Source organism: Noviherbaspirillum album (assembly GCF_035916955.1).
Classification (GTDB): domain Bacteria; phylum Pseudomonadota; class Gammaproteobacteria; order Burkholderiales; family Burkholderiaceae_D; genus Noviherbaspirillum; species Noviherbaspirillum album.
In genome coordinates this window covers 213,852-229,618 of record NZ_JAWIIV010000007.1, presented here as the reverse complement: position 1 = coordinate 229,618, position 15,767 = coordinate 213,852, and the positions used below count along the sequence as shown (strand labels likewise).

At 61.7% G+C, this 15,767-nt stretch carries 13 protein-coding genes; 6 read left to right on the top strand and 7 right to left on the bottom strand.

Annotated elements, in window-relative coordinates; translation table 11 throughout:
• Positions 1-39: 39 nt before the first annotated feature.
• A complete protein-coding gene (locus RY831_RS11175) occupies positions 40-1,548 on the top strand; it encodes a leucyl aminopeptidase (RefSeq protein WP_326506413.1) in 1,509 nt (502 codons plus the stop codon).
• A gap of 107 nt (positions 1,549-1,655) precedes the next feature.
• On the top strand, positions 1,656-2,420 hold the full coding sequence (gene xth, locus RY831_RS11170; RefSeq protein WP_326506412.1) for an exodeoxyribonuclease III: 765 nt from the start codon (positions 1,656-1,658) through the stop codon (positions 2,418-2,420).
• A 92-nt stretch (positions 2,421-2,512) separates the two neighbouring features.
• Here the strand turns inward: xth and RY831_RS11165 are convergent, their stop codons facing one another.
• The 5 genes from RY831_RS11165 to prpB all read right to left on the bottom strand — a co-directional run bounded on the left by RY831_RS11165 (position 2,513) and on the right by prpB (position 10,783).
• Positions 2,513-4,399: a propionate--CoA ligase gene (locus RY831_RS11165; RefSeq protein WP_326506411.1), complete on the bottom strand. Its 1,887-nt coding sequence runs from the start codon at positions 4,397-4,399 to the stop codon at positions 2,513-2,515.
• 150 nt (positions 4,400-4,549) lie between these two features.
• Positions 4,550-5,740: a 2-methylaconitate cis-trans isomerase PrpF gene (prpF, locus tag RY831_RS11160; RefSeq protein WP_326506410.1), complete on the bottom strand. Its 1,191-nt coding sequence runs from the start codon at positions 5,738-5,740 to the stop codon at positions 4,550-4,552.
• 244 nt (positions 5,741-5,984) lie between these two features.
• Complete coding sequence (gene acnD, locus RY831_RS11155) at positions 5,985-8,600, bottom strand: Fe/S-dependent 2-methylisocitrate dehydratase AcnD (RefSeq protein ID WP_326506409.1); 2,616 nt, start codon at positions 8,598-8,600, stop codon at positions 5,985-5,987.
• An 81-nt stretch (positions 8,601-8,681) separates the two neighbouring features.
• Complete coding sequence (gene prpC / locus RY831_RS11150; protein ID WP_326506408.1) at positions 8,682-9,836, bottom strand: bifunctional 2-methylcitrate synthase/citrate synthase; 1,155 nt, start codon at positions 9,834-9,836, stop codon at positions 8,682-8,684.
• 56 nt (positions 9,837-9,892) lie between these two features.
• Positions 9,893-10,783 carry a methylisocitrate lyase gene (prpB, locus tag RY831_RS11145; protein WP_326506407.1) on the bottom strand — a complete coding sequence of 297 codons (891 nt, stop codon included), beginning with the start codon at positions 10,781-10,783 and terminating at the stop codon, positions 9,893-9,895.
• A 212-nt stretch (positions 10,784-10,995) separates the two neighbouring features.
• Here prpB and prpR point away from each other — a divergent pair, with 212 nt between their 5' ends.
• Complete coding sequence (gene prpR / locus RY831_RS11140; protein WP_326506406.1) at positions 10,996-12,606, top strand: propionate catabolism operon regulatory protein PrpR; 1,611 nt, start codon at positions 10,996-10,998, stop codon at positions 12,604-12,606.
• A gap of 106 nt (positions 12,607-12,712) precedes the next feature.
• Entirely contained in the window at positions 12,713-12,898 is a 186-nt protein-coding gene (locus RY831_RS11135) for a DUF1289 domain-containing protein (RefSeq protein WP_326506405.1), read from the top strand.
• 44 nt (positions 12,899-12,942) lie between these two features.
• On the opposite strand, the gene cls is transcribed toward RY831_RS11135, so the two are convergent.
• Positions 12,943-14,223 carry a cardiolipin synthase gene (cls, locus tag RY831_RS11130; protein ID WP_326506404.1) on the bottom strand — a complete coding sequence of 427 codons (1,281 nt, stop codon included), beginning with the start codon at positions 14,221-14,223 and terminating at the stop codon, positions 12,943-12,945.
• Between the two features lie 405 nt (positions 14,224-14,628).
• Between cls and RY831_RS11125 the strand changes: the two genes are divergently transcribed.
• Positions 14,629-14,943: a DUF6973 domain-containing protein gene (locus RY831_RS11125; RefSeq protein ID WP_326506403.1), complete on the top strand. Its 315-nt coding sequence runs from the start codon at positions 14,629-14,631 to the stop codon at positions 14,941-14,943.
• Between the two features lie 124 nt (positions 14,944-15,067).
• A complete protein-coding gene (locus tag RY831_RS11120) occupies positions 15,068-15,421 on the top strand; it encodes a hypothetical protein (RefSeq protein WP_326506402.1) in 354 nt (117 codons plus the stop codon).
• Between the two features lie 49 nt (positions 15,422-15,470).
• Here the strand turns inward: RY831_RS11120 and RY831_RS11115 are convergent, their stop codons facing one another.
• Positions 15,471-15,695 carry a hypothetical protein gene (locus tag RY831_RS11115; protein WP_326506401.1) on the bottom strand — a complete coding sequence of 75 codons (225 nt, stop codon included), beginning with the start codon at positions 15,693-15,695 and terminating at the stop codon, positions 15,471-15,473.
• Between the last annotated feature and the right edge of the window lie 72 nt (positions 15,696-15,767).

Here is a 15,767-nt window from a genome sequence, read left to right as displayed (position 1 = left end):
TGAATAGAAGACTATAATTGCGTCTCAAAAGGAGTGACCATGGACTTTAGCATAAAACCTATCGACGCAAAAACCGGCCTGACCGGGGCCAAAACCGGCGTTATTGCAGTAGGCGTATTTGAAGACAAGAAACTCTCCCAGGCCGCCCAGTCGCTGGACCGCAAGGGCCAGATCGCCGCGGCGCTGAAGTCGGGCGACATCAGCGGCAAGGCCGGGTCCACCCTCCTCCTGCGCGGCCTCGACGGCGTGGCCGCCGAGCGCGTGCTGCTGGTCGGCCTCGGCAAGGAGCAGGAACTCTCCGAAAAGAATTTCGTATCCGCGGTCCAGGCAACGGCCCGCGCCTTCGCCACGCTGGGCGCGGCAGACGGCGCCATCGCCCTGCCGCTGGACCAGGTCCGGAACCGCGATGCGGCCTGGGCGGTGCGCAGCGCCGTGCTGGCGGTGCGCGATGCCGGCTACCGCTACGACACCACCAAGAGCACCAAGGAAGCCGCGCCGGGCGGCGTGAAGAAGATCGCCTTCCTGTCGGCCGCCGCCGACGGCGTCGTCAAGTCCGCGGTCGCCCAGGGCCTGGCGCTGGCCAATGGCGTCGACCTGGCCAAGGACCTCGGCAACCTGCCGCCCAACATCTGCACGCCGAGCTACCTGGCCGACACCGCCAAGCGGCTGGCGAAGGATTACGGTTTCGGCGTCGAAGTGCTGGACCGCAAGCAACTGGAAGCGCTCAAGATGGGCAGCTTCCTGTCGGTGACCAAGGGCAGCGACGAGCCGCCGAAATTCATCGTGCTCAAGCACCTCAACGGCAAGGCCAAGGATGCCCCGGTAGTCCTGGTCGGCAAGGGCATCACCTTCGACACCGGCGGCATCTCGCTCAAGCCGGGCGCGAACATGGATGAGATGAAGTACGACATGTGCGGCGCCGCCTCGGTGCTCGGCACCTTCCGCGCCATCGGCGAGATGAATCTCAAGCTCAACGTGATCGGCGTCATCCCGGCCTGCGAGAACATGCCGTCCGGGCGCGCGTCGAAGCCGGGCGACATCGTCACTTCCATGTCCGGCCAGACCATCGAGATCCTCAATACCGACGCCGAGGGCCGCCTGATCCTGTGCGACGCGCTGACCTATGTCGAGCGCTTCAAGCCGGCGGCAGTGGTCGACATCGCGACGCTGACCGGCGCCTGCGTGACCGCGCTCGGCCATCACAATTCCGGCCTGTTCACACGCAACGACGACGTGCATGACAACCTGGCCAACGAACTGCTCGCAGCCGGCAAGACCAGCGGCGACACCGCATGGCGCATGCCGATCGAAGATGCCTATCAGGAACAGCTGAAGTCCAACTTCGCCGACATGGCCAACATCGGCGGCCCGCCGGGCGGCGCCATCACCGCGGCCTGCTTCCTCGAGCGCTATACCCGCAAGTACACCTGGGCACACCTCGACATCGCGGGCACCGCATGGAAGAGCGGCGCGGCCAAGGGCGCTTCGGGCCGGCCGGTGCCGCTGCTGACTACCTTCCTGATCAACCGCGCCGACGGCAAGGCCTGATCTTTTTCGTTCATCCGTGTCCGGGGCGGCGCGCGCCGCCCCGGTTCATCCCGACATCCTGACGTACGCTGCGCCGCAATCCGCGAATACGCTTTCATCTTGCATCCATGAAACTAGTCACTTGGAACGTCAACTCCCTCAAGGTCCGCCTGCCGCAGGTCCTGCAATGGCTGGCTGAAAATCCGGTCGACGTGCTGTGCCTGCAGGAAACCAAGCTGACCGACGACAAGTTCCCGGTGGCGGAGATCGAAGCCGCCGGCTACCAGGTGGCATTCACCGGGCAGAAGACCTACAACGGCGTGGCCATCCTGTCGAAGCATCCGATGAGCGAGGTGGTGAAGAACAATCCGCGCTTCGAGGATGAGCAGCAGCGCATCATCGCGGCGACCATCGAAGGCGTGCGCGTGGTATGCGCCTACATTCCGAACGGCCAGGCGGTGGGCTCGGACAAGTACCAGTACAAGCTGCGCTGGCTCGATGCGCTGCACGACTGGCTGGCCGATGAATTGAAAACGCACGAGAGCCTGGCGCTGCTGGGCGACTACAACATCGCGCCCGACGACCGCGACGTGCACGACCCGGTCGCCTGGCAGGGACAGGTGCTGGTGTCGGACCTGGAGCGCGCAGCCTTCCAGCGCCTGCTCGATCTCGGCTTCAAGGATTCCTTCCGGCTGTTCGAGCAGCCGGAAAAGCTGTTCAGCTGGTGGGATTACCGGATGATGGCTTTCCGCCGCAACATGGGGCTGCGCATCGACCATGTGCTGCTGTCGCCTCCGCTGGCCGCGCGCTGCACCGGCTGCATCATCGACAAGGCGCCGCGCAAGTGGGAACAGCCTTCCGACCATACGCCGGTGGTGGCGACCATCGAATAAACCAAGTCCGGGTAGTGCAGGCCGCCGCGCCTGCACCTTCTCCGGCCACAGGGCTTTGTGCAGGCACGGCGGCCTGCACTACCTTGCAAGTCTCAATCCGCCAGCGCGGCGCGTATCTGCTGCAGGCTGGAGGGATCCTCGATCGTAGTCAGGTCCCCCGGATCGCGGCCTTCGCAGATGGCCTGTATCGAGCGGCGCAGCAGCTTGCCCGAGCGCGTCTTCGGCAGCAGCGACACGAAATGCACCCGCGCCGGCCGCCCGACCGCACCAAGCTGCTTGTCGACCACCGCCATCACTTCTGCTTCCAACGCCTTGCGTCCTTCCGGGGTCGCCGCCGCGTCGGCATTCTTCAGGATCGCGAAGGCCACCGCCACCTGTCCCTTGATCTTGTCCTCGACGCCCACCACCGCGACTTCAGACACGTTCGGATGGCTGGAGATGCTTTCCTCGATTTCGCGCGTGCCGAGCCGGTGGCCGGCGACGTTGATCACGTCGTCGGTACGGCCGAGGATGAAGTAGTAGCCGTCGGCATCGCGAATACCCCAGTCGAAGGTGGAATACACCGGCTCACGGAAATTCGACCAGTAGGTCTTTACGAAACGCTCATCGTCGCCGTACACCGTCTGCATGCAGCCCGGTGGCAGAGGCCCCTCGATGACCACCACGCCCTTTTCGTTCGGCCCGCATTCGGCGCCGGTGGATTCATTGAGCAGCTTGACCTTGTAGCCGAACATCGGCACGCCGGGACTGCCGAGGCGCGTCGGCTTGTCGTCGACGCCCTTGGCCACCGACAGTATGGGCCAGCCGGTCTCGGTCTGCCAGTAGTTGTCGATCACCGGTACGCCGAGTTCATTGGCGATCCAGGACGAGGTCGGTTCATCCAGCGGTTCTCCGGCGAGGTACAGCGCCTTTAGTGAAGACAGGTCATGCTTGCGCATGAACTCGGTCGGCTGCTTCTTCAGGACCCTTACCGCGGTCGGCGCGGAGAACATGCGCGTAACTCTGTATTTCTCGACGATGCTCCACCAGATGCCGGCGTCGGGCCGGATCGGTAAGCCTTCGTACATCACGGTCGCCATGCCGGCGATCAGCGGGCCGTATACGATGTAGGAATGGCCGACCACCCAGCCGATATCCGAGGTGGAAAAATAGGTCTCGCCCGGATTGCCGCAGAAGATGTGCTTCATCGATGCTGCCAGCGCAACCGCATAGCCGCCGACATCGCGCTGCACGCCCTTGGGCTTGCCGGTGGTGCCGGAGGTGTAGAGGATGTAGGACGTCTCGTTCGATTCCAGCCAGGTGACCGGCACCTGCGCCTGCATGTGCCGGTCGCGCAGCGCCGCATAATCGACATCCCGGCCCTCGGTGATCTGCATGCCCGCCAGGCCGCGATCGACCAGCAGCACATGCGCGGGCTTGTGCTGCGCGAGGCGGATCGCTTCGTCGAGCAGGGGCTTGTACTCGACCACCTTGCCGCCGCGCGAACCGGCATCGGCGGACACGATGAGCACCGGCTTCGCATCGTCGATGCGCGTGGCTAGGCTGTTGGCGGCGAAACCGCCGAACACCACCGAATGGATCGCGCCGATGCGCGCGCAGGCCAGCATGGCAAATGCCGCTTCGGCAATCATCGGCATGTAGATCAGCACGCGGTCGCCCCGGCCCACGCCGAGCGATTGCATCATCGCCGCCGCGCGCATGACTTCGCTCTGCAGTTCGCGGAAGCTGTAGACCTTCTCGCTATTGGTTTCGGTGGAGATCGCGATCAGCGCCGGCTTGTCGCCCTGCGTCTGCACCCAGCGGTCGACCGCGTTGTGGCACAGGTTGGTGGTGCCGCCGGCGAACCATTTGGTGAACGGCGGCTTCGAATAATCGAGCACTTTCGAGTAAGGCTGCCGCCAGTCGATCCGCTTCGCTTCCTGATCCCAGAATTGCTCCGGGTGATCGACCGAATGCTGGTAGAAATCTGCAAAGTTCATGGCGTCTCCATCGTGGTTTTATAGTTTCAGTTTGGATGAACCGGCTTACTGCGGACTTACGTGAAAGGCATGCCGGAGGCTCAAGAAAAAAGCGCAGCGGGTTTTGTTTCCGCTGCGCTTTTGTTGATGCCATCCAAGATTCGCCGATGCTCAGAATGCATCGCCCGGCACGCGCACCCAGCCTTCCATCAGCACACGGGCGCTGCGGCTCATGATGGCCTTGGTCACGCTCCATTCGTCATTGATCCGCTCCGCCTGCGCGCCGACACGCAAGGTGCCGGACGGGTGGCCGAAGCGCACCGCCGTGCGTTCGCCGCCGCCTGCCGCGAGATTGACCAGCGTGCCGGGAATCGCCGCCGCGGTACCGATGGCAACCGCCGCCGTGCCCATCATCGCATGGTGCAGTTTGCCCATCGACAGCGCGCGCACCAGCAGGTCGATATCGCTCTCCTTCACTTCCTTGCCGCTCGACGAGACGTAAGCCGCGGGCTTGGCAACGAAGGCCACCTTCGGCGTATGCTGGCGCTTGGCCGCTTCGTCGACATTCTTGATGAGTCCCATGCGCACCGCGCCAAAGGCGCGGATGGTCTCGAACATGGCCAATGCCTTGGCGTCGCCGTTGATCGCATCCTGTAGCTCGGTGCCGGTGTAGCCGATGGCTTCCGCATTCACGAAAATGGTCGGTATGCCGGCATTGATCATGGTCGCCTTCAGCGTGCCGATGCCTGGCACCTCGAGGTCGTCGACCAGATTGCCGGTCGGGAACATCGAACCGCCCGCACCTTCTTCCTCGGCCGCGGGGTCCATGAATTCCAGCTGCACTTCCGCCGCGGGAAACGTCACGCCGTCGAGTTCGAAGTCGCCGGTTTCCTGCACTTCGCCGTTGGTGATCGGCACATGCGAAATGATGGTCTTGCCGATGTTGGCCTGCCAGATGCGTACCGTTGCGACGCCGTTGTGCGGAATGCGTTCGGCGTCGATCAGGCCGTTGCTGATGGCGAATGGCCCGACCGCCGAAGACAGGTTGCCGCAGTTGCCGCTCCAGTCGACGAAGGCCTTGTCGATCGAGACCTGTCCGAACAGGTAATCGACATCATGGTCCGCCCTGCTGCTCTTGGCGACGATCACGGCCTTGCTGGTGCTGGAAGTCGCGGCGCCCATGCCGTCGATCTGCTTGCCGTAGGGATCGGGGCTGCCGATGACGCGCATCAGCAAGGCATCGCGCGCCGCGCCAGGCGCCTGCGCCGATTCCGGCAGGTCCTGCAGGCGGAAGAACACGCCTTTGCTGGTGCCGCCGCGCATGTAGGTGGCGGGGATTTTGATTTGGGGTAGGTGGGGCATGGATGTTGTCCTTCGTAGGGCAGTTTCTCGAGGCGCTGCTGTTGCACCGCTTCTTTCGGATTAGCTAGTTTGATGGGTCAGTGCGCCAAACCAATACAGGCCGCTCCCCTCTCCCGCCTGCGGGAGAGGGGATCCTTTCTCCGTATCTAAAATTTCAAATTCACTACCTGGATCAAAACTCGATCTGCTTTACCTCTGTTCCTTAAAGAGGACGAGTGAAGCGGAGCAAACCAAGCCTGACCAATCAAGCCGCTTTCGCCTCCGACTCCAGGAAGTCCTGCGCAAACCGCTGCAGCACGCCGCCGGCTTCATAGATCGACACTTCCTCGCCGGTATCGAGCCTGCAGGTCACCGGTACTTCCACGCGTTCGCCGTTCTTGCGATAAATAACCAGCGTCAGGTCGGCGCGCGCCTTGCGCTCGCCGATCACGTCGAAGGTCTCGGTGCCGTCGATGCCAAGGGTCAGGCGGTTGACGCCCGGCTTGAACTCCAGCGGCAGCACGCCCATGCCGATCAGGTTGGTGCGGTGGATACGCTCGAAGCCTTCGGCGACGATGGCTTCCACGCCGGCCAGGCGTACGCCCTTGGCTGCCCAGTCGCGAGAAGATCCCTGCCCGTAGTCGGCGCCGGCGATCACGATCAGCGGTTGCTTGCGCTCCATGTAGGTTTCGATCGCTTCCCACATGCGCGTGACCTGGCCTTCCGGCTCGATGCGGGCCAGCGAACCCGGCTTCACCGTGCCGTCGGCATTGCGCACCATCTCGTTCTTCAGCGTCGGATTGGCGAAGGTGGCGCGTTGGGTCGTCAGGTGGTCGCCGCGGTGGGTCGCGTAGGAATTGAAGTCTTCTTCCGGCAGGCCCATCTTCGCCAGGTACTCGCCCGCGGCGCTGCTCGGCAGGATCGCATTCGACGGCGACAGGTGGTCGGTGGTGATGTTGTCGCCGAGGACCGCCAGCGGACGCATGCCCTTGAGCGTGCGCGGATTGGCCGCGAGCGCGCCCTGCCCTTCCTTGTCCCAGTAAGGCGGACGGCGGATGTAGGTGCTCATCGGACGCCAGTCGTACAGGGGCTTGATGCCTTCGGTGACCGCCGCCTTCTTCTCGAACATCGGAATGTAGACGTTGCGGAACTGTTCCGGCTTGACGCTGGATTTGACGATGGCATCGATCTCTTCATCGGTCGGCCAAAGGTCCTTGAGCATAATCGGCTTGCCGTTGGCATCGGTGCCGAAGGCGTCGCGCTCGATGTCGAAGCGGATGGTGCCGGCCAGCGCGTAGGCTACTACCAGCGGCGGCGACGCGAGGAAGGCTTGCTTCGCATACGGATGGATGCGGCCGTCGAAGTTGCGGTTACCGGAAAGCACGGCAGTCGCGTACAGGTCGCGGTCGATGATCTCCTGCTGGATTTTCGGATCGAGCGCGCCCGACATGCCGTTGCAGGTGGTGCAGGCGAAGGCCACGATGCCGAAGCCGAGCTTTTCCAGTTCGCCTTTCAGCCCCGCGTCGTCCAGGTACAGCTCCACGGCCTTCGATCCCGGCGCCAGCGAACTCTTCACCCAGGGCTTGCGGGTCAGGCCGAGGCGGTTGGCGTTGCGCGCCAAGAGACCTGCGGCGATCACGTTGCGCGGATTGCTGGTGTTGGTGCAACTGGTGATGGCGGCGATGATGACCGCGCCGTCCGGCATCTGGCCCGGGACTTCTTCCCACTTGCCGGCGATGCCCTTGACGGCCAGGTCGGTGGTCGCCACCCGCGCATGCGGATTGGACGGGCCGGCCATGTTGCGCACGACGGACGACAGGTCGAACGTGAGCGAGCGCTCGTACTGCGCATTCTTCAGCGTGTCGGACCAGAGCCCGGTTTCCTTCGCATAGATTTCAACCAGCTTCACATTCTCATCCGGGCGGCCGGTGAGTTTCAGGTATTCGAGGGTCTGCTCGTCGATCGAGAACATCGCCGCGGTGGCGCCGTATTCCGGCGCCATGTTGGAGATAGTCGCGCGGTCGCCCAGCGTCAGCGATTTCGCGCCGTCGCCGTGGAACTCGAGGTAGGCGCCGACAACCTTCGACTTGCGCAGGAACTCGGTGAGCGCCAGCACGATGTCGGTGGCGGTGATGCCCGGCTGGCGCTTGCCGGTCAGCTCCACGCCGATGATTTCCGGCAGGCGCATCCAGGAGGCGCGGCCGAGCATGACGTTCTCGGCTTCCAGGCCGCCGACGCCGACCGCGATCACGCCCAGCGCATCGACGTGCGGGGTGTGGCTGTCGGTGCCGACCAGGGTATCTGGGAATGCCACGCCATCCTTCGCATGCACTACCGGCGACATCTTCTCCAGATTGATCTGGTGCATGATGCCGTTGCCGGCGGGGATCACGTCGACGTTCTTGAACGCCAGCTTGGTCCATTCGATGAAATGGAAACGGTCTTCGTTGCGGCGATCCTCGATCGCGCGGTTCTTCTCGAAGGCCTGCGGGTCGAAGCCGCCGCACTCGACCGACAGCGAATGGTCGACGATGAGCTGCACCGGCACCACGGGATTGACCTTGGCGGGGTCGCCGCCCTGCTTGGCGATCGCATCGCGCAGGCCGGCAAGGTCGACCAGCGCGGTCTGTCCCAGGATGTCGTGGCAGACCACGCGCGCGGGGAACCACGGGAAGTCGCGCTCGCGCTTGACCTCGACGATCTGTTTCAGGCAATCGACCAGGATGGTCGGATCGCAGCGGCGCACCAGGTTCTCGGCATGCACGCGCGAGGTATAGGGCAGCTTGTCCCAGGCACCCGGCTGGATGGACTCGACCGCGGCGCGCGCATCGAAATAGTCCAGTGACGTGCCCGGCAGGGGCTTGCGGTAGGCGGTATTCATGGCTGATCTGAGTGAGTGTGTTCTGGATGGGGCGCCAGCAATGAAGTCGCTGCTGGCACCCGCCTTGACTTGAAACCGGATTTACTTGCGTTCGCCGATCGGAACGAACTTCAGGTCTTCCGGGCCGACATAGTTGGCGCTCGGGCGGATGATCTTGTTGTCGATGCGCTGCTCGATGATATGCGCGGCCCAGCCCGAGGTGCGCGCGATGACGAACAGCGGCGTAAACATCGCGGTCGGCACGCCCATCATGTGGTAAGACACGGCGGAAAACCAGTCGAGGTTGGGGAACATCTTCTTGATGTCCCACATCACGCTTTCCAGGCGCTCGGCGATGTCGAACATCTTGGACGAGCCTGCTTCATTCGACAGCTTGCGCGCGACTTCCTTGATCACCTTGTTGCGCGGGTCGGAGATGGTGTACACCGGATGGCCGAAGCCGATCACCACTTCCTTGTTTTCCACGCGGCGGCGGATGTCGGCTTCCGCCTCGTCCGGATTGTCGTAGCGCTTCTGGATCTCGAACGCGACTTCATTGGCGCCGCCGTGCTTGGGGCCGCGCAGCGCGCCGATGGCGCCGGTGATCGCGGAATACATGTCGGAGCCGGTGCCGGCGACGACGCGCCCGGTGAAGGTCGATGCATTGAACTCATGCTCCGCATACAGGATCAGCGAGGTATGCATGGCGCGCTCCCACGACTCGTTCGGCTTGTGGCCGTGCAGCAGGTGCAGGAAATGGCCGCCGATGGAATCATCGTCGGTCTCGGTCTCGATGCGCCGGCCGTTATGGCTGAAGTGATACCAGTACAGCAGCATCGAGCCCAGCGATGCCATCAGGCGGTCGGCGATGTCGCGCGCGCCGGGCGTGTTGTGGTCGTCCTTCTCCGGCAGCACGCATCCCAGCACCGAAACGCCGGTGCGCATCACGTCCATCGGATGCGAGGAAGCCGGCAGCGTTTCGAGCGCTGCCTTCACATTGGCCGGCAGGCCGCGCAGCGACTTGAGCTTGGCCTTGTAGCCCCTCAATTCCGCCTCGGTGGGCAGCTTGCCGTGTACCAGCAGATAGGCAATTTCTTCGAATTCGCAGGCATCGGCGACATCGAGGATGTCATAGCCGCGGTAATGCAGGTCGTTGCCGGTCTTGCCGACCGTGCAGAGCGCGGTGTTGCCCGCGGTGACGCCGGACAGGGCGACGGATTTCTTCGGCTTGAAGCCGGTGGCTTGCTGTTCGCTCATACAAAAGTCTCCAGGGATGGGTTGTACGTTTATTCGATTATTTGGTTATCTGGCGATTATTTCGCTTTTTGCTGCGCGAAGAGCGCATCGAGCTTCTGTTCGAAGTCGTGGTAGTTGATGCGGTCGTAAAGTTCCATGCGGGTCTGCATGGTGTCGACCACATTCTTTTGCGTGCCGTCGCGGCGGATTGCGGCATACACGTTTTCGGCCGCCTTGTTCATCGCGCGGAAGGCCGACAGCGGATACAGCACCAGGCCGACATCCACGCTCTTGAGTTCCTCCACCGTGTACAGCGGCGTCGCGCCGAATTCGGTGATGTTGGCCAGCACCGGCACCTTCACCGCGTCGGCGAAGGTCTTGTACATCTCCAGCTTGGTGATGGCTTCGGGGAAGATCATGTCGGCGCCGGCTTCGACGCAGGCCTGGGCGCGGTCGAGCGCGGCTTCCAGGCCCTCTACGGCGAGCGCATCGGTGCGCGCCATGATCACGAAGTTCTCATCGGTGCGGGCATCGACCGCCGCCTTGATGCGGTCCACCATTTCCTGCTTGGAAACGATTTCCTTGTTCGGGCGATGGCCGCAGCGCTTGGCGCCGACCTGGTCTTCGATATGGATCGCGGCGGCGCCGAACTTGATCATGGACTTCACGGTGCGCGCGACGTTGAAGGCGGAAGAGCCGAATCCGGTATCGACGTCGACCAGCAGCGGCAAGTCGCAGACATCGGTGATGCGGCGCACGTCGGTCAGCACGTCGTCGAGGTTGGAAATGCCGAGGTCGGGCAAGCCGAGCGAACCGGCGGCCACGCCGCCGCCGGACAGGTAGATGGCGCGATAGCCGGCGCGCTTGGCCAGCAGGGCATGGTTGGCATTGATGGCACCGACCACCTGCAACGGGGATTCTTCTTTGACCGCCTTGCGGAAGGCGGCGCCTGCGGATTGGAGACTCATGGATTGATTCACCTGTTGGATGTTTCATGGAACTGCGACTGCATGCTGAATTGCAAAGCCCATGCCATAGTCGAACAGAGTATGCGCCGGTTTATTTTTCATTTAGATTTCAATCGCTTATAAAGCTTTCGTCTTGGATGTGAAAACGTTCATCGCCACTTGCAACGTTTCATTCTGCGTTACACTTGAAACACTGAAACGGAACGAAACACATGCGAACCCGCAGCCATTCCCTCCCCGATCCGAACGACAAGCCGGTCATCTGGACTGTCGCCATTTCCCGCCTGTCCGATCTGTTCCGGGACATCACGCTGGAATTCGACGAACGGGCCAGCATCGAACCCATTCACCTCGGCTTCGAGGATGCGGTACGCCATATCCGCGAGCGCATGGAAAACGAGCGCTGCGACGCCGTGATCGCCGCCGGCTCCAACGCCGCCTACCTGAAGAGCCGCCTGTCGCTGCCGGTGGTCATCGCCAAGGCCAGCGGCTTTGACGTGATGCAGGCGCTGGCCCGCGCCCGCAAGATCACGGCCGATATCGGCATGATCAGCTACCAGGAAACCATGCCGGAACTGAGCGAATTCCAGGACACCTTTGGCCTGAAGATCCTGCAGCGCACCTATGCGACCGAGGAAGATGCGCGGGCCCAGATCAACGAAATGAAGGCCGCCGGCATCAAGGCCATCGTCGGCGCCGGTCTTATCACCGACCTGGCCGAGGAAGCCGGCCTGGCCGGCGTGTTCGTCTATTCCGCGGCATCGATCCGCCGCGCCTTCGAGGATGCGCTGGAAATCGCCCGCTTCACCCGCCTGGAATCCGGCCGCGCCCGCGCCAACCCGCTGGCCGATGCGCTGCGCGCCAAGCATGGCCTGGCCGATCTTCGCGGCGAATCGGCCGCGATGCAGCGGGTGCGGCAAGCCATCGTGCTGTTCGCCAAGTCGCCGGCGACCGTGCTGATCCAGGGCGAGACCGGCACCGGCAAGGAGCTGGCGGCCCAGGCAATACACCGCGAAAGCCAGCGCGCGCGCCAAGCCTTCGTCGCCATCAACTGCGGCGCGGTGGCCGAATCGCTGCTGGAGTCGGAACTGTTCGGCTACGAGGAAGGCGCATTTACCGGTTCGCGCCGCGGCGGGCATGCCGGCCTGTTCGAAGCGGCCAATCGCGGCACGCTGTTCCTCGACGAGATCGGTGAAATGCCGCTGCCCCTGCAGACCCGCCTGCTGCGCGTGCTGGAGGAACGGGAGGTGGTGCGGGTGGGCGGCACGCGGCCGGTTCCGGTGAATGTGCGCATCATCAGCGCGACCCATTGCGACCTCGACCAGCGCGTCAGGGATGGCCGTTTCCGGGCCGACCTGTTCTACCGGCTGGCGGTGCTGCGGCTGACCCTGCCGCCGCTGCGCGAACGCAGGGACGACCTGGTGGCGCTGGCGGAATGGGGCTTGAAGAATGCGCTGGCCGCACTGGGCGCCCGGCCGCATGCCAACCTGCATGCGGAACTGCTCGCCTGCGCCCCGCTACTGGAAAATTACGCCTGGCCGGGCAATGTGCGGGAACTGCGCAACCTGATGGAGCGGCTTGCGCTGTTCCTTGCCGCCGAACCGCTGCAGGCACTGTCGCCGAGTTTCATTGCGGCAGCCGCTCCCGAACTCGGCGCGCCGGCAGTGCCGCCCATGGAAAAGACGGCGGCACAGACTGCGCCGCCATCGGGGGAATCGCTGGCTCAGGTGCTGGCGCGGTTCAACGGCAACCGCGAAGCGGCGGCGAGGCATCTCGGCATCAGCCGCACCACCTTGTGGCGCAGGCTCGGCCGCGGCGAATGAAAACCGGCTCGGACGCAACACCGCAGGCCGGCATGCATCAGCCCGATAGGCGCAGACACCCGGTCCGGGCTATCATTGCCGCTTGATGTCCAAAGGCATTTCTTTCATGCAAAACAAGTCCCGCCCCGACACGCCCTGTGTCGCCGTCTGCTCAACCACCTTCGATGACGTCTGCCGCGGCTGCGGACGCACCGTCGCGGAGGTCGCCAACTGGGTGTTCATGACGGAAGAGGAAAAGGAAAGGGTCTGGACGCGCATCACTGCGGAGGGCTATCCACGCCGCCAGTCATAAAGATCATGCAGGCTGCCTGAGGACAGTCATCGGACCTACCATATCTATAGCTGCTTGCCGAACAGTGACATCGCATGTTCGAAAATCTTTTCCTGCAGCGGCCTCGACTTCCACTCCTCCAGCGTGATGCGGCGCGAACGCGCGACATCCTGCTCGAACTCCGCCGTCATCTCCTCCGCGAAATTCGCGTCGTAGATGTTGAGATTGGCTTCATCATTGAGCCTGAACGAACGGTTGTCGAAATTGGTGGAACCTGTCGACACGAGAAAGCCGTCCACGATCATGATCTTGCAGTGAAACATGGTCGGCTGGTATTCATGGATCTCGATTCCCGCTTCCAGCAGCCTTCCCCAGCGCGCCCGCGATGCGCGCCGCACGATTTCGGTATCGATGTACTTTCCCGGCGTGATGATGCGTATCTTTACGCCACGCCGGGCGGCTGCGACCAGCGCGTCGACAGAAAGATCGTCAGGAACGAAATACGAGTTCGCCAGCAGTATCGTCTGCCGGGCCGATGCGATCGACAGCAGATACATCAGGTGCATGCTTTCGCTGCCGCCGGTCGGTGAGCTGCTGAACATCTGGGCAAGCACCTTCCCCTTGGGCTCGATGTGCGGAAAGTATTCGGCAGCATGCAGGACGCGCCCGTTGGCCTTGACCCAGTTATCGAGAAAGACGGCCTGGAATTCCGATACCGCCGGCCCCTCGACGCGGAAGTGCGAGTCGCGCCAGTGGTCCTTGTCCTGCGCATCGCCGTCCCAAAGGTCGGCGATGCCGACGCCGCCGGTAAAGGCGACCTGTCCGTCGACGACCAGCAGCTTGCGGTGGGTGCGGTTGTTCATGCGGGTGAGATTGGCCCAGTGCGGCTCGTGATAGCGCTCGACCTCGACGCCGCTGTCGCGCAACCGGGCCAGCATCTCGTCATCCATCTTGGCGCTGCCTATCCAGTCGAGCAGCACATGCACCTTCACGCCGGCGCGCGCGCGTTCGCTCAAGGCATCGCTGAAGGCCTTGCCGATATGGCCGGACCAGTAGATATAGGTTTCGAAGGTGATGGTGTGCTTCGCCGAGCGTATCGCCGCCAGCATCGAAGGAAAGATCTCGCGTCCGTTTTCCAGGTGCTCGACCTTGTTGCCTTCCATGATGGTCGGGCCGAGCAGCACGCCCATCGAACGCAGGAACTGCGGATCGGTCACCGCGTACAGGCTTTCGACCTGCGTCTGGATTTTCTTCTCGCCTTCATTGAAATTGGCGACGAGGATCGTCACGACGGCCGTCAGCGCGATCGCAATGATGATGTGGAATATGCTGAAATGCCTTTTCACCTGTCCGCCTTCCTGACGGCGCGGGGAATGCTATCGGCTGCACCTGAAGACAGGCCTGCCGATACTGCCTTATACCAATCCCAAGCTATTCCATAACGTAAGATGGCGTCTTCTTCTGCCGCCAGCGTTGCGCTCGTCTTCCATAGCCCCGCTATGCATTACTGATCCGCACTTCGGCCTTGCTAGACGAGAAAATCCTTCGATCTCATCTGCTATGTCATGACTTTTGATTGGCATTAACCCGACGTACGCCCTCGGTCCAATACAGCGAAATGCTGTGCAGCCATCGTATTACCTTGATTAAATGATTGTGTTGATGATTATCATTCTGATAACATTCAACCCAAAACAAGCTGTCCATATAACAACACAGCTGGATTTCCCGACTCTCCGCAACGAGGCACTATGTCACTATCTGTGTATGACCAATTTAAACAACTTACACCTTCCGAACAACAGTACATCACTGTATATCCCCATCACGCATTTGCGATAAAAAACTCAAAGGAAGCAGCATTTGAAGAGACGAAAAGGCGTTTCGGATTCAATGGTCGCAACGACCAGTCGGATGCGTTTCGCCATTGCTTCTGGTCTGCCGTACTTGCACGTGAAATTGGCTACGCCGGTGCACTCCGGTTCACTACGGCTCATGAATCATCGCCACTCAATTCGAAGATTGAAAAAGAAATGGATCTTCATAATAACGGCGTGGGTCTTTGAATTGGAAGAACTGGAACCTCTAAGTCAATGTTAAGTCAGCGGTGTATGGCAGCGCTGATAAGTGGTCAATTCAAAGTCCTGGCTAAATGAAGGTAGCAAGATGCGATCTAAGTTTTGGAGCCTGTTGGCGACGATAAGCTTGTTTGGATGTTCCCCACCTCCAGTAGCAGAACAAGCAAAGCTTTTGGGTACGAGAGAATTCTCTAAAGAGGAGTGGTCTGTAGCGAGTCAAGAGAAAAGAGGGGAAATGGTATTTTCTTTCCTTTCCCGACACGACTTTAAATCCCTTACGTCCAACAGAGTCAAGGAGCTTCTCGGAACGCCCACTGGATATTACGACTACGAAGAGAATCCTTCATATCTTGTTGGAACAAGCTCCGTCGAAAGCGAATTTGGCAGGGGGTATCTGTTGGCATTTATCGCAGAGAAGACCTCGGGGAAGATTATGGCTGTGAAAATCATCCCCGAACCAAGGTAATCGATCCTGTGTTAGAGCGAGCTGTCAAAAGCTGCAGCTTTACCGTCCGCTATCCGGTTTCATATCGGCACCATGCATAAATACGCTTCTTTTTCGCCTTGGCCGCGTTGCGTTCGTCAATCATGGTTCCGTTACGGATTCCGTCTTGAACTGACATCTTATCCTTGCAGTTCAAGAAACCCATTACTGGATTTGTCATGTGCTGATTAGTATCGGGCGTTAAAGTATCCGCTTTTAAACCTTGTGCATCGGCGATCAGCAGCTTGCAATGCATGTGATCGTTCCATACGCGCGAGATTCGCCCAGTGCGGCTCATAATAGCGCTCGACTTCCACGCCGCTATCGA